At 71.8% G+C, this 17,780-nt stretch carries 16 protein-coding genes; 8 read left to right on the top strand and 8 right to left on the bottom strand.

The annotated features are described in order from the left end of the window. Positions 1-57 precede the first annotated feature (57 nt). From ABD268_RS03010 to ABD268_RS03000, 3 genes are all read right to left on the bottom strand, one after another. Positions 58-1,056 (bottom strand): inorganic phosphate transporter, encoded by a 999-nt coding sequence (locus tag ABD268_RS03010; RefSeq protein WP_344147350.1) that lies wholly within the window; start codon positions 1,054-1,056, stop codon positions 58-60. A 4-nt stretch (positions 1,057-1,060) separates the two neighbouring features. Then, positions 1,061-1,678, bottom strand: a complete 618-nt coding sequence (locus ABD268_RS03005) for a DUF47 domain-containing protein (RefSeq protein ID WP_344147347.1) — start codon at positions 1,676-1,678, stop codon at positions 1,061-1,063. Between the two features lie 79 nt (positions 1,679-1,757). Next, positions 1,758-3,917 (bottom strand): RNA degradosome polyphosphate kinase, encoded by a 2,160-nt coding sequence (locus ABD268_RS03000; protein WP_344147344.1) that lies wholly within the window; start codon positions 3,915-3,917, stop codon positions 1,758-1,760. A 74-nt stretch (positions 3,918-3,991) separates the two neighbouring features. On the opposite strand from ABD268_RS03000, the gene ABD268_RS02995 reads away from it, so the two are divergent. After that, on the top strand, positions 3,992-5,269 hold the full coding sequence (locus tag ABD268_RS02995) for an ATP-binding protein (protein WP_344147341.1): 1,278 nt from the start codon (positions 3,992-3,994) through the stop codon (positions 5,267-5,269). Between the two features lie 129 nt (positions 5,270-5,398). Next, on the top strand, positions 5,399-6,445 hold the full coding sequence (locus tag ABD268_RS02990) for an alpha/beta hydrolase (protein ID WP_344147338.1): 1,047 nt from the start codon (positions 5,399-5,401) through the stop codon (positions 6,443-6,445). A 51-nt stretch (positions 6,446-6,496) separates the two neighbouring features. On the opposite strand, the gene ABD268_RS02985 is transcribed toward ABD268_RS02990, so the two are convergent. Then, positions 6,497-9,046 (bottom strand): coiled-coil domain-containing protein, encoded by a 2,550-nt coding sequence (locus tag ABD268_RS02985; RefSeq protein ID WP_344147335.1) that lies wholly within the window; start codon positions 9,044-9,046, stop codon positions 6,497-6,499. 171 nt (positions 9,047-9,217) lie between these two features. Here ABD268_RS02985 and ABD268_RS02980 point away from each other — a divergent pair, with 171 nt between their 5' ends. Both ABD268_RS02980 and ABD268_RS02975 read left to right on the top strand, forming a co-directional pair. Then, positions 9,218-9,793, top strand: coding sequence for a hypothetical protein (locus ABD268_RS02980; RefSeq protein ID WP_344147333.1), 576 nt, complete (start codon positions 9,218-9,220; stop codon positions 9,791-9,793). A gap of 79 nt (positions 9,794-9,872) precedes the next feature. Further along, positions 9,873-10,454, top strand: a complete 582-nt coding sequence (locus ABD268_RS02975) for a signal peptidase I (RefSeq protein ID WP_344147330.1) — start codon at positions 9,873-9,875, stop codon at positions 10,452-10,454. A 92-nt stretch (positions 10,455-10,546) separates the two neighbouring features. Here the strand turns inward: ABD268_RS02975 and ABD268_RS02970 are convergent, their stop codons facing one another. Beyond that, positions 10,547-10,810: a hypothetical protein gene (locus ABD268_RS02970; RefSeq protein WP_344147327.1), complete on the bottom strand. Its 264-nt coding sequence runs from the start codon at positions 10,808-10,810 to the stop codon at positions 10,547-10,549. Between the two features lie 115 nt (positions 10,811-10,925). Here ABD268_RS02970 and ABD268_RS02965 point away from each other — a divergent pair, with 115 nt between their 5' ends. Both ABD268_RS02965 and ABD268_RS02960 read left to right on the top strand, forming a co-directional pair. Then, complete coding sequence (locus ABD268_RS02965) at positions 10,926-12,857, top strand: Ig-like domain-containing protein (protein WP_344147324.1); 1,932 nt, start codon at positions 10,926-10,928, stop codon at positions 12,855-12,857. Between the two features lie 85 nt (positions 12,858-12,942). Continuing rightward, complete coding sequence (locus ABD268_RS02960; protein WP_344147321.1) at positions 12,943-13,374, top strand: hypothetical protein; 432 nt, start codon at positions 12,943-12,945, stop codon at positions 13,372-13,374. On the opposite strand, the gene mshD is transcribed toward ABD268_RS02960, so the two are convergent. From mshD to ABD268_RS02945, 3 genes are all read right to left on the bottom strand, one after another. Beyond that, positions 13,364-14,176 (bottom strand): mycothiol synthase, encoded by an 813-nt coding sequence (mshD, locus tag ABD268_RS02955; protein WP_344147318.1) that lies wholly within the window; start codon positions 14,174-14,176, stop codon positions 13,364-13,366. The genes ABD268_RS02960 and mshD overlap by 11 nt on opposite strands. 58 nt (positions 14,177-14,234) lie before the next feature. Next, on the bottom strand, positions 14,235-15,176 hold the full coding sequence (locus tag ABD268_RS02950) for a hypothetical protein (protein WP_344147315.1): 942 nt from the start codon (positions 15,174-15,176) through the stop codon (positions 14,235-14,237). A gap of 116 nt (positions 15,177-15,292) precedes the next feature. Then, positions 15,293-16,039 (bottom strand): response regulator transcription factor, encoded by a 747-nt coding sequence (locus tag ABD268_RS02945; protein ID WP_344147312.1) that lies wholly within the window; start codon positions 16,037-16,039, stop codon positions 15,293-15,295. A 79-nt stretch (positions 16,040-16,118) separates the two neighbouring features. Between ABD268_RS02945 and ABD268_RS02940 the strand changes: the two genes are divergently transcribed. Both ABD268_RS02940 and ABD268_RS02935 read left to right on the top strand, forming a co-directional pair. Next, the gene (locus ABD268_RS02940; protein ID WP_344147310.1) at positions 16,119-16,421 is read left to right on the top strand and encodes a MoaD/ThiS family protein; all 303 of its coding nucleotides are present in this window, start codon (positions 16,119-16,121) and stop codon (positions 16,419-16,421) included. Between the two features lie 171 nt (positions 16,422-16,592). Then, the gene (locus tag ABD268_RS02935; RefSeq protein ID WP_344147307.1) at positions 16,593-17,729 is read left to right on the top strand and encodes a glycosyltransferase family 2 protein; all 1,137 of its coding nucleotides are present in this window, start codon (positions 16,593-16,595) and stop codon (positions 17,727-17,729) included. Positions 17,730-17,780 lie beyond the last annotated feature (51 nt).

Raw genomic sequence — 17,780 nt, 5'->3', positions numbered from 1 at the left:
TCTCCAACAGGCAAATGACAGCCAGAACGTGACGGACTATCAAAAGTCTTCAGACCCTCAGACCGGCACGACCAGGTGCAGCAGCTCGTAGCAGGCGGCGGCGGCGAGACCGGCCATCGGGAAGGTGAGCACCCAGGCGGTCACGATCGAGCGGGCCACGCCCCAGCGGACGGCCGAGAAGCGCTTGGTGGCGCCCACGCCCATGACCGCGGAGGTGATGGTGTGCGTGGTGGAGATCGGCGCCTCGTAGACGAACGCGGTGAGGTACAGCGTGGTGGCCGCGACCGACTCGGCGGCGAAGCCGCGGGCCGGGTCGAGGTGGATGATCCGGCGCCCGAGGGTGCGCATGATCCGCCAGCCGCCGGACCAGGTGCCCAGCGAGATCGCCGCGGCGGAGGTGACGATGACCCACGGCGGCAGCCCGTCGTTGGCGCCGACGTACCCGCCGGTGAGCAGGGCCAGGAAGATCACGCCCATCGTCTTCTGGGCGTCCTGGAGCCCGTGGCCCAGCGCCATGCCGGCCGCCGAGATGGTCTGCATGAACCGGAAGCCGCGGTTGACCCTGTGCGGGTTGCGGCGGTGGAAGATCCACATGATCGCCAGCATCAGCAGGAACGCGACGACGAAGGCGAAGATCGGCGAGACGATCATCGGGATGACGACCTTGTCGAGCACGGTCGACCACTCGACGGTGCTCCCGGAGGCGATCGCCGCGCCGACCAGGCCGCCGATGAGCGCGTGCGAGGAGGACGACGGGAGCCCGAAGTACCAGGTGATCAGGTTCCAGGCGATCGCGCCCAGCAGCCCGCCCATCACCACGATCAGGCCCTGGGTCCCAGACGGGGGCGAGATGACGCTGCCCACCGTGTTGGCGACCTCCTGGCCGAGGAAGGCGCCGACGAAGTTCATCACCGCGGCCAGCAGCAGCGCGATGCGCGGGGTCAGCGCCCGGGTCGAGACCGACGTGGCGATGGCGTTGGCCGCGTCGTGGAATCCGTTGGTGTAGTCGAAGACGAGGGCAACGACGACGACCGCGATGACGATCGCGAGGGTCATCGGCTCAGGACTCCTTGACCGCGATCTGCTCCACGGTGTTGGCGACCTTCTCGAAGGCGTCGATCGCGCCCTCGAGCGACTCGACGATGTCCTTGAGCTTCAGGACCTCCATCGCCTTGAACTCACCGGAGAAAAGGTTCGCGAGGGTACGACGGTGGTTCTTGTCGCCGGCGTTCTCGAGGCGGTTGATCTCGATCCAGTACTCCTCCAGGGAAGCCATCGACTGCAGCTGCGGCATCGCGGCGGCGGTGATCTCGGCGCAGCGCTGGATCACCTCGACCTGGGCGGACAGCTCGGCGGGGAGCACCTTGACCTCGTACAGCAGGATCTGGTCGACGACCTCGTCCATCATGTCCATCACGTCGTCGAGGCCGGAGGCCAGCGCGTAGATGTCCTCGCGGTCGAACGGCGTCACGAACGTGCTGTTCACCCGCCGGACGATCGCGTGGGTCGTCTCGTCGGCCTGGTGCTCGGCCTCGCGCATCCGCTGCGCGACGTCCTCACGGTCCGAGGTTTCGCTGAGCATCTCGGCCAGCAGGCCGGCCCCGGTGACGAGGTGCTGCGCGGACTCGGTGAAGAGGTCGTAGAAGGTGGTGTCGACAGGGCGGAATCGCAAACCCACGGAGAACTCCTGGTGAGGAGGAGCAGAACGGCCATCATGCTAGGGGGTGCCGTCCGCAAGGCTGCAACTCAGGGCGTTGTCAGCTCGACGAGCGTCGCCGCCGCTGCCGCTCGATGAGCACCTCCTGGAGGTGTACGCCGCCCTCGTTGCGGGCCCAGGTGCCGTGGCTGTCGAGCTCCCAGGCGCTGGTGTCGGCGTCGAAGGCGAGGTCGAGCAGCCCGTCGATGGCCTCGATGTTCGCCTCGCCCGGCAGCCGCACCAGCACCTCCACCCGGCGGTCGAGGTTGCGGTGCATCATGTCCGCCGAACCGATCCAGGCGACCGGCTCGCCGGCGTTCTCGAACCAGTAGACCCGGCTGTGCTCGAGGAACCGGCCCAGCACCGAGCGCACCTCGATCGTCTCCGACAGGCCGGGTACGCCGGGCCGCAGCGCGCAGATGCCGCGCACGAGCAGCTGCACCGGGACGCCCGCCTGCGAGGCGAGGTAGAGCGCGTCGATCACGGCCTCGTCGACGATCGAGTTGGCCTTGAACCGGATCCGCGCCGGCCGCCCGGCCCGGTGGTGGTGGATCTCGCGGTGGATCTGCTCGACCAGCCCGTCGCGCACCGAGTCGGGCGCGACCAGCAGCTGACCGTAGATCGCGTTGCGCGACCAGCCGGACAGGTTGTTGAACAGGTGCGCGACGTCCTCGCCGATCAGCTCGTCGGTGGTGATCAGGCCGAGGTCCTCGTACATCCGGGCGGTCTTGCCGTTGTAGTTGCCGGTGCCGATGTGGGTGTAGCGGCGGATCCCGTCCGGCTCGTCGCGCACCACCAGCGACAGCTTGCAGTGGGTCTTGAGCCCGACCAGGCCGTAGACGACGTGGCAGCCGGCCTGCTCCAGCTTGCGGGCCCAGCGGATGTTGGCCTGCTCGTCGAACCGGGCCTTGATCTCGACGATGACCAGCACCTGCTTGCCCGCCTCAGCGGCGTCGATGAGGGCGTCGATGATCGGGGAGTCGCCCGAGGTGCGGTAGAGGGTCTGCTTGATCGCCAGCACGTGCGGGTCGGCGGCCGCCTGCTCGAGGAACCGCTGCACCGAGGTGGCGAACGAGTCGTAGGGGTGGTGCAGGAGCACGTCGTTGCGCCGGGCCGCCTTGAACACGTCGACCGGCGCGGCCGACTCCACCTCGGCCAGCCGGTGGTGGGTGGTCGGCACGAACGCGGGGTACTTCAGCTCCTCGCGGGCGAGGTCGGCGATGTCGTGCAGGCCGCGCAGGTCCAGCGGGCCGCTGAGCCGGAACACCTCGTCCTTGGAGATGCCGAGCTCGCTGACCAGCAGCTCCAGCACGTGCGGGGCGATCGTCTCCTCGACCTCCAGCCGGACCGGCGGCCCGAAGCGCCGGCGCAGCAGCTCCTTCTCCAGCGCGGCCAGCAGGTTCTCGGCGTCGTCCTCCTCGACCTCGAGGTCCTCGTTGCGGGTGACCCGGAAGCTGTGCACCTCCAGGATCTCCATGCCCGGGAACAGCCGGTTGAGGTGCTGGCGGATCACGTCCTCGAGCGGCACGAACCGCTGGTTCCCCAGCGGCACGAAGCGCGCGAAGATCTGCGGCACCTTGACCCGGGCGAAGTGCTCCTTGCCGGTCTTGGGGTTGCGCACCATCACGGCCAGGTTGAGCGAGAGCCCGGAGATGTAGGGGAACGGGTGGGCCGGATCCACGGCCAGCGGCGTCAGCACCGGGAACACCCGGTCCCGGAACAGCCGCTTGCAGTACTTCTGCTCCTCCCGGTCCAGGTCGTCCCAGCGGACCAGCTGGATCCCGGCGTCACGCAGCGCCGGCACGATCTCGTCGCGGAAGTGCCGGGAGTGCCGCTCCATCAGGTCGCCGCTGGCGGTCCAGATCTGCTCCAGCACCTCGCGCGGCAGCAGCCCGGACGCGGCCCGGACGGCGACCCCGGCGGCGATCCGCCGCTTCAGGCCGGCCACCCGGACCATGAAGAACTCGTCGAGGTTGCTGGTGAAGATCGCCAGGAACCGGACCCGCTCGAGCAGCGGCAGCTCGGCGTCCTCGGCCAGCTCGAGCACCCGCTGGTTGAAGTGCAGCCAAGACAGCTCCCGGTCGAGGAAGCGGTCGTCGTACTTCTCGACGGCGGCGAGCTGGGCGTCGTCCGGGAAGTACGGCGGCTCCACGTCGAACGTCTCGTGGCCCCCGGCCTCCTCCACGGGCTGGGCGACGCTCGGCACGCTCTCGGGGCTCATCCGACCAGTGTTGCACCGCCGGGTGAACGGGGGATGACGTTCGCCCCGGGGTGGAATGGGGTACAACTCCCTGCGTGGACGAACACGCCCTCGGCGTGCATCGCAGTCTCGCGCCCCATCCCGCCAGCGTCGGTGACGCCCGCCGTCTGGTGCGGGAGGTGCTGACCGGTGCCGGCCGACTCGACCTGGTGGACGCGGCGGAGACCGCCGTCACCGAGGTGGTCACGAACGCGCTGGTGCACGCCGGCACCCGCATCGGCCTGTCCACCCGCGTCGACGGCGATGGTCTGCGGGTGGAGGTCACCGACGGCAGCGCCCAGCTGCCGACGCTGCGCCACAACGGCACCCTGGCCGGGACCGGACGCGGGCTGCACCTGGTCCAGCGCACGGTCGACCGCTGGGGCGTGGACTCTCACCGGACCGGCAAGACGGTGTGGTTCGAGCTGGACGACGGCGACGCGTCGTACGTCGACGCGCCCCGCGACCTGCAGGTGCTGAGCCGCAGCGACGCGCGGGGGACCGTCCACGTCGAGCTGCGCAACGTCCCGCTGCTGCTGCACCTGGCCTGGCACCAGCACGCGGAGGCGCTGCTGCGCGAGCACCTCCTCTTCAGCCTCGGCGACCTCGAGCTCGACGGCCTGCAGGCGCACGCCGCGTCCAGCGACGCGATCGCGCTGATGCTCGACCACCTGCCCGACCCCGGGGTCGGTGAGGACCCGGACAAGCTGATGGCCACCGCGGTCGAGCCGGGGGTCACGAGCGAGTGCCAGCTGCTGCCGGTGCCGCTGGCGTCGCTGGTGCACTTCCGGGTGCTCGGCGAGACCCTGGACGCCGCGCTCGCGCTCGCCGACGACGGCGTCCTCCTGACCGCGCCGACCCAGCCGGAGATCCGGGCCTTCCGGCGCTGGGTGTGCGACGAGGTCGAGCGGCAGAGCCGCGGCGAGGCGCCGGTGCCGTGGGTGGACCAGAGCGAGGCGGCGCCGCCGGAGGGTCGCGCGGGGCTGGAGTGGGCGACCGAGGTGGTCAGCACCTCGCCGGAGGCGCTGATCGCGGCCGACGACACCAACGGGATCATCGCGATCAGCCAGTCGGCGCTGGCGCTCCTCGGGTACGCCGACGCCGGCCAGCTGGTGGGGCGCCGGCTGCTGTGGATCATCCCGCCGCGGCTGCGCCAGGCCCACCTGGCCGGGTTCACCATGCACCTCGCCAACGGCCGGTCCCCGCTGCTCGAGCACCCCGTCAGCGTCCCCGCCCTCCGCGCCGACGGCTCCGAGACCGTCGTCGAGCTCACCGTGCAGTCGCAGAACCTGCCCGGTGGCCGGCACGTCTTCGTGGCCTCGCTGCGGCCGTAGCGGCCGGGGGCTGTGGAAATTTTGGGTAGTCCGTCACGTTTTGGCTGTGGACAACGCGTTGTCCACAGCCAAACCGTGACGGAGTATCCCCCCGCCCGGCTCTCGCCACCCCTCGTTAGGGTGCGGGCCGTGGCCCTCAAGCAGCGACTGACCGACGCCAACCACCGGCTCCAGGCCCTGACCGTGCGGGGCGCGCTGGCGCTGCCGGAGGGGGTGCAGCGGCGGCTCGCGGGCAAGCCGGTGATCCGGGACGGGCAGACCCTGGCCACCGACACCCAGTTGGCGCTGCGGCTGCAGCGGCTGGCGCGGGAGGTCGGCGCGGAGACACTGCCGATCCCCGAGGGCCGGCTGGCGATCCTGCGGCACTCCTCGATCACCGGCGGCAGGCAGCCGATCGGCGCGGTCCGCAGCCTGCCGATGGGCAACCTCAAGGGCCGGCTCTACGTGCCGTCCGGGCAGGTGGAGACCCCCGGCCCGACGCTGCTGTTCCTGCACGGCGGCGGCTGGATCTACGGCGACCTGGACTCCCACGACGCCGCCTGCCGGTTCCTGGCCGAGCGCAGCGGGGTGCGGGTGCTCGCGGTCGACTACCGGTTGGCGCCCGAGGACCCGTTCCCCGCGGCCTACGACGACGCGGTCGCGGCGTACCGTTGGCTGGTCGCGAACGCCGAGTCCGTCGGCGCCGACCGGGACCGGCTCGCGGTCGGCGGCGACTCCGCCGGCGGCTGCCTGGCCGCGACCACCGCGATCGAGGCCGCCCGCGAGGGGCTGCCGCTGGCCTTCCAGCTGCTGATCTACCCCGGCACCGACCACACCGCGACCGGCGGCAGCCGCGCCATGTTCGCCGAGGGCTTCTACCTCACCAGCGACTTCATGGACCTGGCCACCGCCAACTACGTCCCCGAGGGCTTCGACCCGCGCGACCCGCGACTCTCCCCGCTGTACGCCGACCTGCCGAAGGGGCTGGCCCCGGCCTACCTCGTCACCGCCGGCTTCGACCCGCTGCGCGACGAGGGGGAGGCCTACGCCCGCAAGCTGGCCGAGGCCGGGGCGACCGTGGAGCTCAAGCGGTTCCCCGACCAGATCCACGGCTTCTTCAACATCGTCGGGATGGGCCGGACCAGCCGGGCCGCCAACGCGGAGATCGCGGCGAAGCTCAGGGCCGCGCTGGCCTGAGCTCCGGGCCGGGCCCGCCGGACGCCCAGCGGCCCGGCGTACGCCGCGGCCTCACAGCTCCGGGCGCCACTTCCGCAGCGCCTCGGTGAACGCGTCGCCGTCGACCATCCGCGCGTCCACCGCGACCGGCTCCTGGCCCCGGCGCAGGAACTGCACCTGCCAGTCCTTCTCGCCCGGGCTGCCGACCACCTCGAGGTCGGTGTGGTCGCTGTTGAGGTCGAAGCGGTGCTGCCGGTCGCCCACCACGATGTCGACCAGGCCGTGGTCGATCCGCACGTGCGACCGGTTCGGGCGCAGCCGCCAGGCGAGCAGGCCCAGTGCCACCGCGACGACGGCGGCGAGCACCGCGAACGTCGTACCCACCCCGCCCACGAGACCGTACGCCGCGACGCCGACCGCGGCGATCGCGACCAGCCCGAAGGCGTACGACGCCTCGCGGCGGCTCAGCGGCGGCTCGAAGGAGACCACCTCGTGCTCGGTGTCGACCCCGGTCGCGCCGACCGTCATCGCGCGCGGCGTGGCCTCGGCGGCCGTCGCCGGCAGCGGCGGCAGCACCACCGCGTCGGGGCGCTGCCACCAGCGGCGCCGGGTCGTGAGCTCGTCGAGGAGCAGGCCGCGGGTCTCGGCGAGGGCCTGGGCCAGCTCGCGGGCCCGGTCCTCGGCCTCGGCGCGCTGGCGCATCGCCTCCTCGGCCAGCTCGGCCTGGTGCCGGACCGCGGCCTCGACGGCGGCGCGGTCGACGGTCCGCTCCTGAATGAGCTTCTCGGCCTCGATGCGGATGCGGTACTGCTCGGCAACGGCGGCCTCGGCCGCCGCGCGGGCCCGGACCGCGTGCGCGAGCTCCTCGGCGTGGACGGTCGACTCCTGGGCGGCGAGGTCGAGGACCTCGCGGGTACGCCGCTCGGCCGCGGCCCGGCGTTCGGCCGCCTCCTGCGCCAGCTGCGCGTGCGACTGGGCCTCCCGGTCGGCCGCCTCGCGGGCCGCGACCGCCTCGGCGGCGGTGGTCTCGGCCTGGGTGCGTGCGGCGTGCGCCTCGGCGGCGAGCTCGGCGTGCTCCCGCGCGGACTCGTCGGCGGCGACCCGGGCCTCGTGCGCGACCCGGGCGGCCTCGGCCCGGTCGGCGGCGGCGCGGAGCGCGGCCTCCTCGGCGGCCGCCGCCTGGGCGGCGGCCTCGGCCAGGTCGCGGGCGGACACCTCGGCGGCGATCCGGTCGGCGAGCGCCTGCTCGGCCGTGCGGGCCAGGTCGCGGGCGGCGGTCTCGGCCTCGGTGCGCGCGGCGTGCGCCTGCTCGGCCAGCGCGGCGTGCTGGCGGGCGGACTCGTCGGCGGCGTCGCGGGCGGTGGCCTGCTCGGCGGCGATCTGCTCGGCGGTGGCGCGAGCCTGGGCCTGCTCGGTGGCGGCCTGCTCGGCGGCCTCGCGGGCGTCGGTGGCGCGGCGGGAGGCCTCGGCGTGCTCCTTCGCCGCGGCGGCGGCCAGCGCGGCCAGCTCGATGGCCCGCTCCTCGGCGGTGACCCGGGCCTCGTGGGCCTGGCGGGCCTGGTCGGCCTGGTCGTTGGCGCGCTGCTCGGCGTTGCGGCGGTCGACGGCGGCGTCCTCCGCGGCCGCGGCCTGGGCGCGCGCGGCGTTCTCGGCCTCGAGGCGCTGGGCGTGCGCGGCCTGCGCCTGCTCCGCGTGGTCGCGGGCGATCTCCTCGGCGGCGGCCCGGGCGGTGGCCTGCTCGGCGGCGCTGGCCTCGGCCTCCCCGCGGGCCCGGGCCTGGTCGGCGGCGGCCTGCTCGGCCGCCTCGCGGGCCTCGGTGGCGCGGCGGCTCGCCTCCTCGTGGGCGGTGGCCGCGGTGGCGGCCTGCGCGGCCAGCTCGGTGGCCCGCTCCTCGGCGGCCTGCCGGGACTCGTGCGCCTCCCGGGCGAGCTCGGCCTGGGCGGCGGCGTGCTGCTCGGCGTTGCGCCGGTCGACCGCGGCGTACTCCGCCGCCGTGGCCTGCGCCCGCGCCGCCTCCTCGGCCTCGAGGCGCTGGGCGTGCGCGGCCCGCGCCTGCTCGGCGTGGTCGCGGGCGGCCTCCTCGGCGGCGGTCCGGTCGGCGGCCTGCTGCGAGGCGGCCTCCTCGGCGGAGAGGCGTGCGGCAACGGCCGCCTCGGCCGCCGCGGCGAGCTCGCGGGCGGCGTGCTCGGCCTGCTCGCGGACCATCGTGGCGTCGTTGGCGGCCTGCTGGGCGGCGGCCCGCTCGCTGACGTGCAGGGCCAGCGCCTCCTCCGCCTGGGTGCGCGCGGCGATCGCCTCGGCGGCGGCGGCCGCGTGCTCGGCGGCCCGGCGGTCGGCCTCCTCCCGGGCGGCCGCGGCGTCGCGGGCGGACTCCTCGGCGACCAGGCGCTCGGCGGCCTGCTCGGCGGCGGCCAGCTCGGCCTTGTGGCGCAGGTTCGCGGCCCGTTCGGCCGCCGCGGTCTGCTCGGCCGCGCGGCGTACCGCCTGCTCGGGCGTCTCGTTGCTCGGCGCCGCCTGGTCGGTACGCCGGCGCCAGCGCCGGCTGTTCTCTGCCGGCGTGCGGCCGCGCAGCGACCCGGGGTCGACCTGGTCGTCGGAGGGGGGAGGGGCGGCCGCGTTCATCGAGCGGGAGCGTAGTCGGTGAAGGTCACGATCGTGGCGGCGGCTTGTTACCGAAATGTGGATGTTGCGTGGATCCGGCGTGGGCGTGAGGTGGAAGGCGGATACCTAGGTTTCGTGATGACAAGGACATCGGCCCTCCGGTAGAGGGCCCCGCTGGGGGGTATGACGAAAATGAAGAACGACGAGCGCGACGAGCGCAAGACGCGCAAGGTTCTGGTTCCGCTGGCCACGCTGGCTGTTGCTGCCGCTGTTGCGGTGGGTTCGGGTGCGACGTTCACGTCGACCACCCAGAGTACGGTGTCGGTGACCGCCGGAAGCATCATCCACACCAACAGCACGAACGGCGCTATGACGCTTTCAGTGACGGGCTTGCTGCCGGGAAAGAGTGCCACTGGCACGGTCACCATTGAGAATGTCGGAGATCTGGAAGCGATTCTCACACTGCAGCGGTCGAACGCGACAAACAACCTCGGCTCGGACCTGTCGCTGACAATCGCGCAGACGGACGCTGCTGCGGAGTGGGCGGGGTTTGGACCTGCCACCTTCCCGAATGACACGACGGAGATGCTGCTGGACAACACGTTCGCGGCGCACGACAAGCACACCTACCAGTTCACTGTCACTCTGTCCTCGAATGCTGCTGACAGCGATCAGGGCAAGAGCGCGTCGGCGACTTACGTTTTCAAGACCGTTCCGAAGGACGGCAACGCATTGCCGAGTGTCTCGGGCTGGAACCTCATCCCGTGATCCCCTGCGCTCGGCCCCTCGATGAGGGGCCGAGCGCTCGCATTACTGAGCAGGACTGAACTACCCGGGGGAGTAGGACATGGAGATCGTGGTGCAGCAGCATCGGCAGGGACGCTCGCGGAAGTTCGCCAACATGGCGATCACCACCGCGTGCGTCGTGGTGAGCGTGCTGGCGCTCGCTTTCATCGTGCCCGCGCTCTTCGGTCTCCAGCGGTACGTCATCACCGGGACTTCGATGACCGGCACCATCGACTTCGGCTCCGTTGCGGTCGAGGAGGTGGTGCCGGTCAGCGAACTGCGGGTTGGCGACATCATCACCTACACGCCGCCGCCTGATTCGGGTGTCGACCATTTGGTGACGCACCGGATCATCGCGATCCACGGCGACGTCCTGCAGACCAAGGGCGACGCAGTGCCGCAGAAGGACCCCTGGAAGTTCAAGCTGGACAGCACCCAGCAGGCCCGGGTCAAGTTCTCGGTGCCTTATGTTGGCTATCCGCTCATCTGGCTTGCCGATCGTGAGATCCGGATGCTGTTGATCGGGTTGCCTGCTGTCGTGATCGCCTTGCTCAGCCTCAAGCAGCTCTTCCTCGCTCTGCGTCCGCGGCGGAAGGGCGCCGCTGATCACTCCGGCTCCCCCTCGATCCCGGTACGCGGCTGAACGATGCTTCGCCGGGTCCTGATCGCCACGAGCGCGCTGCTCTTCGGGAGCAGTGCGTTCATCGGCGTCCACTTCTCGGGAGCGACATGGACCTACCAGTCGACCGCGCCTGTTTCGGTTGTTGCCGCGGCCGACTGGACGCCACCCACGGTCACGCTCTCCGATCCGCCCGGGGGCTTCACTCCCGGCACGACGGTGTCCTTGACGGCGATGGCTGCCGACGACCGTTCAGCATTTGACGCCGCCACGGTCCGGATCGAGTTCGCGCAGGTCGGCGCGGTCCTCTGGACGCCGCTGAGCGGCTGCACGACCAGCGGCACGAACCCGTTGACCTTTAACTGTTCCTGGAACACCACGGGTCTCGCCCTCGGCGACTACCAGCTCCGAGCCTCCGCCACCGACACCGCAGGTATCGCCGCAACCTCCGCGATCAAGACCACGACTGCGGTCGGTGCGAACAGCGGCTCGGTGGTGCTGAGCCCGCTCGCGAATGCAGTTCGCGGCAGCGTTCAGGTGACCGGATCCCTGTTCACTTTGTCGGGCGCGAACACCTTCATCGACTTGTGGTTCCGTCCAGTCGGCGGAACCTGGACCAAGAATCCGAACATATGCAACACGCAGGCGGTCACGTCGCTGACCTGCCCCTGGAACACCGTCGGCCTGACCGACGGTCAGTACGAGGTGCAGGCACACGGGAAGGTCGAGGGCAGCGACTCCTATGACACCCAGATCGTCACGGTCGACAACACGGCTCCGACGGGCGTGACGATCTCGGTCCCGATTGGCGTTCTCAGCGGGAACGTGGATCTCACTGCTACCGCGAGCGACGCCACCTCGGGTGTCGCCAACGTGGTTTTCCAGTACCGCTCCGGCAGCGGAGCATGGACCAACTGTGGCGCCGACAGCACTGCGCCCTACTCCTGTCGGCTCAACACCTCTGGCCTGAACAACGGCGCGTCCTACAGCTTCCAGGCCGTGGCGACGGATGCCGCGGGCAACGCCACCACCTCGGCATCGGTCACCCGCACCGTCGACAACACCCCCGCCACCGTCAGCATCAGCAGTCCGGCGGCGGGCACGATCATCGACAAGACCGCCAACATCGACGTGGCTGCCCAGTCCGCACGCGGAGTCACCGCGGTGCGGATCCAGACCCGAGCTCCCGGCGGCAACTTCACCGACCTCTGCACCGACACCACAGCGCCGTACTCCTGCCCGTGGGACGCGACCACGTTGCTAGCGGGCACCTACGACTTGCGCGCCGTGCTGTCGCAGACCTCCGGAAGCGATGTCGTCTCGGACGTCCGCACCGTCGCGGTGGATCACAACCCAGGCACTGTGACGATCACGAGCCCCGCGGGCGGCACCACCATCAGTCACCAGAACTCCGTGACGGTCACGGGCAGCACCAAGTCCCCGAGCGGCGTCACCGCGGTCACGCTCAAGGCGACCCCGGTCAACCCGTCCGGCACGACCACCTCGACCAACTGCACGCTCGGCAACGGCACCTTCAGCTGCGCCTGGGACACCAGCGCGATCGTCTACGGCAGCTACGAGCTGCGTGCCGAGATGAAGCAGGGCAACACCGTGGTGGTGAAGACGCCGAGCGCCGTCACGGTCAATGTCGACAACGTCACGGCGTCGGTCGCAGCGAACCTGAACCCGGCGCCGGCCTCGGGCTACGTGAAGGGCACGGAGACGCTGACCGCGACCACGAGCTCCAACGTCAACATCAGCTCGGTCCGGTACGACGTGAGTCCGGCCAGCACGAACACATGGACAGCGGTCTGCGCCGTGGCGCCCACCGTCGCCCCGTACTCCTGCGCCTGGGACACGCTGACGAAGTCGAACGGCTCCTACGACCTGCGAGCGGTGATGACCTTGGCCAATGGGGCGACGGTCACCTCGAGCACTGTCACGGTCAACGTGGCCAACCTGAAGGCCGTCGACGTCCAGGCCGGCAACCAGAACGGGACCGTGGCGAGCGGCGACACCTTGACACTGACGTACTCGACGAAGGTGGACCTGGCATCGATCAAGGCCGGCTGGACCGGCGGCTCGACCTCCGTGTCCATGGCCTTCCGGGATAAGACCGACGCCGGGGCAGGCACTGGCATGGACCGCATCGACTTCACGGATGCGAACCTCGGCCAGGTCGTCTTTGCCCAGGACTACGTCGCGGCGGGTGGCGTCACCATGACCGGGACCATGACCGCCGCCGACGTGAACGGCGCGACGGTGATCACCGTCGCGCTGGGCACGCTGACGGGGGCCACCAAGGTCGCCACGGCGGCTGGGGCGATGACCTGGACTCCGAGTACCGCGGTCAAGGATTTCTACCTCCAAGGTGCGTGCGCGGCCGGTGCCGTGACCGAGTCGGGCGCAGCCGACTCCGACTTCTGACAGCCCAGATCTCCTGATTTTGGGGCAGGCCGCGGGCGTCGAACCGCACTATGGTCAGTGCCAGTACGTGGGGGGAGGGACCGACATGGCACGAGCGCGACCACGCACGGCCGCGGCTGCGGCGACACTCGCCCTGGCAGCGACCGTCCTCGCCGGCTGCTCCGACGACGGCGGCACCCCGACGTCGCAGAAGACCTCGGCCAGCAGCCAGGTGAACATGGACATGCCGCCGGGCTACCCGAAGTCCGACGTACCGGTGCTGAACGCGACGATCCTCGCGGTCACCCAGGGCACCGACTCGGCGAGCTCGAACTGGCGGGTGCTGCTGCAGAGCACCGACCCGCCCGCCAAGGTGGTGGATGACGCGTCCGGGATCCTCGAGGACGCCGGCTGGAAGGTCGGCAAGAGCCCGAGCGACACCACGCGCACGCTGACCCGCGACGACGGGCAGCGGGTGGTGCTGACTGCCCGGGAGAAGGGCGGCGGCACCGAGCTGCTCTACGTGATCAGGCTCTGACCCGGCGGTACATCACGTGCGTGTCCCGCGCGGCGTGCCCGAAGCCGAGCCCCGCGTAGACCGCGATCGCGGGCTCGTTGTCGGACTCGACGTACAGCAGCACCTCCCGCGCGCCGCCGTCCGCGAGGTGGTGCAGCCCGGCCAGGGTCAGCGTCTTGCCCAGCCCCCGCCCCTGCGCTGACGGGTCGATCCCCACGACGTACACCTCGCCGAGCTCGGGGGAGTGCCGCTTGGTCCAGTGGAAGCCGAGCATCCGGTCGCCCTCCACCGCGACCAGCAGCCCGGCCGGGTCGAACCACTCCTGCGCCATCCGCTCGGCCAGGTTCGCGGCGTCCATCGCACCCTGCTCGGGGTGCGCCGCGAACGCCGCCGCGTTCACGCGGACCAGCTCGTCGGCGTCGCCCGGCTCGTAGCCGCGCACGGTGATCCCGTCGCGTTTCGTCAACGGGGGCAGGGGATTCGCCATGTCGCGCCGCATCACCCACAGCTCGCGCACCCGGTCGAAGCCGTGAGCCTGCGCCAGCTTCGCCGCCGCCGGGTGGTCGCCGTGCGACCAGGCGCGCAGCTCCCCGTCGTACGCCGTCAGCACCTCGCCGAGCAGCTCGCCGGCGAGCCCGCGCCCCCGCTTGTCGGGGTGTACGACGAGGGTCAGCTCCTCACCGACCAGCAGCGCGAAGGCGCCCTCGCGCACCCAGGTCCGGACCCGTTCCGGGTGGTGGCGCAGGGTCAGCCAGGTGGCCTCGTCGAGGGGTGCGGCCCCGTCGGCGTGCTCAGCCGCGGTCGCGATCTGGGAGATGTCCACCGGCCCACCCTAGGAACGTGGAGTGCTTGGCGCACCCCGTGCGCCAAGCACTCCACGATCAGGCCGCCTCGCAGCCCGGCCCGCAGCTGCGCGGCCGCCCGGTCCACCCCCGGCGGGCCAGGATCCGGCCCAGCCGCTCCGCGGTCCGACAGGGGGTGCCGTAGACCTGCGCCCATCGCAGCCGTACCGCGTCGCGACCGTCCGCGTGGTCGTCGAGGTCGCGGTCGGCGTCGCGCCCCTGGGCCTCCCAGGCGGCATGCCCGGTGCATCCGTCCAGCTCGACCACCTGCCCGAACTCCTCGTACTCCACGTCGCGGTACTCGGTCCCGTGCACCCCGGCCCGCGGCTTCTGCCGACGTCCCTCCGGCAGCGCGTGCGCGCGCTCGACCCGGGTCAGGTAGCCGTGCTCCAGAACCGAGCAGGTCCCGGCCTCCAGGTCGTCGAGCAGGGCGAGCAGGAACGGACGCCGGGCGATCCGGGACGTCCCGACCAGCGCCTGTCGTAACCGCGCTGCCGTCGTACGCCGCGAGCCGACCGCCGAGGTCAGCAGCCGGATCGCCTCGAGGTCGCTCTCGGCCCGGTGCACGAGCGCCAGCGTGTTCTCCTCGAACCTGACCCGCGGCGGCCCGAGGTGCCACTGCACCATCGGGTCGAGCTCGCGGACCCGGTGCAGCCGGACACCCTCGATCGCCCCCACGCGGCGGGTGGCGTCGATGGCCAGGTGGATCGGGTCGTCGGGTGCTGGCTCGTCGGCCGACTCGAGGTAGAGCGCGGCCGGCGCGGCGTACAGCACCGCCGCCCACGCGCGCTGACGCCAGCTGAGCGGCCCCGTGTGGTTGACGAAGACGCCGCGGTGCGCGGTCGGTGCGAGCTCACGACGGCGGAGCATCCGGTCCAGGTCGCACTTGCGCGCGCCCACCGACCACAGCTGGGCGCGCGTGATGAGGCCGTCCTGCTCGATCTGCAGCCGGCGGAGCTCCTCGACGTCGATGTCCCCCACGAGCGGCAGCGTGCCCGCACCAACGCCCCATCGAACGGGCTACCGGCAGGGCTGTGGACAACCGGACCGTGGAGCCGATGGCGCACCCGGTGCGCCATCCCCTCCACGATCAACGATCAGCCGGCGGTCTCCCGGTCGACGCCCTCGGAGACCGCGCGCGCATCGCCCGCGGCCTCCTTCTCCTTCGCGGGCAGCACGAACCGGTAGCCGACGTTCCGCACGGTGCCGATCAGCGTCTCGTTCTCGGGGCCGAGCTTGGCGCGCAGCCGCCGCACGTGCACGTCCACGGTGCGGGTGCCGCCGAAGTAGTCGTAGCCCCACACCTCCTGCAGCAGCTGCTGGCGCGAGAAGACCCGCCCCGGGTGCTGGGCTAGGAACTTCAGCAGCTCGAACTCCTTGAAGGTCAGGTCGAGCGGGCGGCCACCGATCTTGGCGGTGTACGTCGCGTCGTCGACCACGACCTCGCCGGTGCGGATCACGTGCGACTCGGGGTCGTCGGCCTCCCGGCGGGCCAGCAGCCGGCCGATGGCGAGCTTGATCCGCGCCTCGAGCTCGGCCGGGCCGCAGGTGTGCAGTACGACGTCGTCCATGCCCCAGTCGTGCGCGACGACGGCCAGGCCGCCCTCGGTGACGACCAGCAGCACCGGCACGTCGGCGCCCGTCGTACGGATCAGGCGGCACAGGTCGCGGGCGTGCGCGAGGTCCTGGCGGCCGTCGACGAGCAGCAGGTCGACCTCGGGCGCCTCGAGCAGCGCGCTGCCCTCGGCGGGCAGGATCTTGACCTGGTGGCCGAGGAGCGCGAGGCCGGGCAGCACCTCGACGGAGGGCTGCAGGGCGCTGGTCATCAGCAGCAGTGTGCTCAAGGGGGCCTCCCGTGGAACGGGGGACCGAAACGCAACGCTGGGCCTCGGTCAGTTCGCTGATCGGCAAGAATACCGAAACATGGAGGTCACCACGGTGGGATCAGGCAACGGTGAGACCGGCGTCATCCGGCTGCACTACTGGGCGGCGGCCAAGTCCGCGGCCGGCGTGCCCGGCGACGAGCTGCCCGTCGACGGCCCGATCAGCCTCGCCGAGGTCGTACGCCGCGCCGTCGCGCTGCACCCGGGCACCAGGCTCCCGGACGTGCTGCAGACCTGCTCGACGCTGCTGGGGGACCGGCCGGTGACCGCCGAGGACCCGGACACCGTGCAGGTCGTGCCGGGCACCACCGTGGAGTTCCTGCCGCCCTTCGCCGGCGGCTGATCCAGACCGCCCGCAGCACCTCTCACCAATAGTGGGGACGCCTGCCCAGTCTGGTGGTGCCGCCTGAGCGACCCGGACCACTCTGTGGTCACAGCCGGGAGGGGTGCCCGGCCGGCGGGGCCAAACCGGGTCCCGCCAACTGGGTGGGGGTGGCACGGCATGCGGTCAGCCATGGCTGCGTACGACGAGCCGCGGGTTGCGCCGGCGACGGCGCCGGCCCGCGGCGACTCGTCGGCCGCGGGCCGGCCGCGGGTCTTCGCGGTGGTGCCCGCGCACAACGAGGAGGCGGGCATCGCGTCCGCGGTGGCGAGCCTGCTCGCCCAGACCCGGCGCCCCGACAAGGTGATCGTGGTCGCCGACAACTGCACCGACCGCACCGTCGCCCGGGCGTGGTCCGCCGGCGCGACCGTGGTCCGGTCGGTGGGCAACACCCGCCGCAAGGCCGGCGCGCTCAACCAGGTGCTCCGGATGCTGCTGCCGGACCTCGACGACGGCGACGTCGTGATGGTGATGGACGCCGACTCGGTGATCGCCGACGACTGGATCGAGGCGGCGCTCGGCACGCTCGACCGGCCCGGCGTGGGCGCGGTCGGCGGCATCTTCTACGGCCAGCGCGGGGCCGGGTTCATCGGCCTGCTGCAGCGGATGGAGTACGTCCGGTACGCCCGCCAGCTCGCCCGCCGCGCCCACAGCCGCGCGTTCGTGCTCACCGGCACCGCCACGGCGTTCACCGCGGCGACGATCCGCGAGGTCGGCGAGGCGCGGCGTACCGGCCTGGTCTCCGGCGGCACCCCCGACGGGCCGCCGGTCTACTACCACGAGCAGAACATCACCGAGGACAGCGAGCTGACGCTGGCGATCAAGACGCTGCGCCACGAGTGCCTCTCGCCGATGGAGTGCTGGGTCAGCACCGAGGTGATGCCCACCTGGCGCGACCTGTGGCGGCAGCGGGTGCGCTGGCAGCGCGGGGCGCTGGAGAACCTGCGGACCTTCGGCCTCACCCGGGTGACGCTGCCGTACGCCGCGCGGCAGGTCTGGTCGCTGGTCGAGCTGGCGTTCTTCGTCATCTACCTGGCGCTGACCGCGGTGGCGGCGTACGACGGCACGCTCCGGTTCTCGCCGCTGTGGCTGGCCGTGGGCGCGGTGTTCGTGCTCGAGCGGGTGGTCAGCGTGTGGCGGGCCGGGCCGCTGGCCGTGCTGGTGGCGCTGAGCATGGTCGTGGAGCTCGGCTACGGGCTGTTCAAGCACGCCGTGAACCTGCGGTGCCTCTACGACATCCGCCGCGGGCGGGCCGCGGCCTGGCAGTAGCGGGCAGGGGAGCGGGGGACGGACCACGGGGGACAAGACACACGGCTCAAT

It is taken from the genome of Nocardioides koreensis (assembly GCF_039531775.1).
Classification (GTDB): Bacteria; Actinomycetota; Actinomycetes; order Propionibacteriales; family Nocardioidaceae; genus Nocardioides; species Nocardioides koreensis.
The sequence above is the reverse complement of the archived record's forward strand: the minus strand, read 5'-3'. Positions and strand labels throughout refer to the sequence as shown.

What these genes read in the sequence shown, in the direction of transcription:
- ABD268_RS02940 (WP_344147310.1), top strand. Translation starts at nt 16,119, where the DNA reads ATGGAGGTCACCACGGTGGGATCAGGCAACGGTGAGACCGGCGTCATC.
- ABD268_RS02985 (WP_344147335.1), bottom strand. Translation starts at nt 9,046, where the DNA reads ATGAACGCGGCCGCCCCTCCCCCCTCCGACGACCAGGTCGACCCCGGG.
- ABD268_RS03000 (WP_344147344.1), bottom strand. Translation starts at nt 3,917, where the DNA reads ATGAGCCCCGAGAGCGTGCCGAGCGTCGCCCAGCCCGTGGAGGAGGCC.
- ABD268_RS02960 (WP_344147321.1), top strand. Translation starts at nt 12,943, where the DNA reads ATGGCACGAGCGCGACCACGCACGGCCGCGGCTGCGGCGACACTCGCC.
- ABD268_RS02980 (WP_344147333.1), top strand. Translation starts at nt 9,218, where the DNA reads ATGAAGAACGACGAGCGCGACGAGCGCAAGACGCGCAAGGTTCTGGTT.
- ABD268_RS02975 (WP_344147330.1), top strand. Translation starts at nt 9,873, where the DNA reads ATGGAGATCGTGGTGCAGCAGCATCGGCAGGGACGCTCGCGGAAGTTC.
- ABD268_RS03010 (WP_344147350.1), bottom strand. Translation starts at nt 1,056, where the DNA reads ATGACCCTCGCGATCGTCATCGCGGTCGTCGTCGTTGCCCTCGTCTTC.
- ABD268_RS02935 (WP_344147307.1), top strand. Translation starts at nt 16,593, where the DNA reads ATGGCTGCGTACGACGAGCCGCGGGTTGCGCCGGCGACGGCGCCGGCC.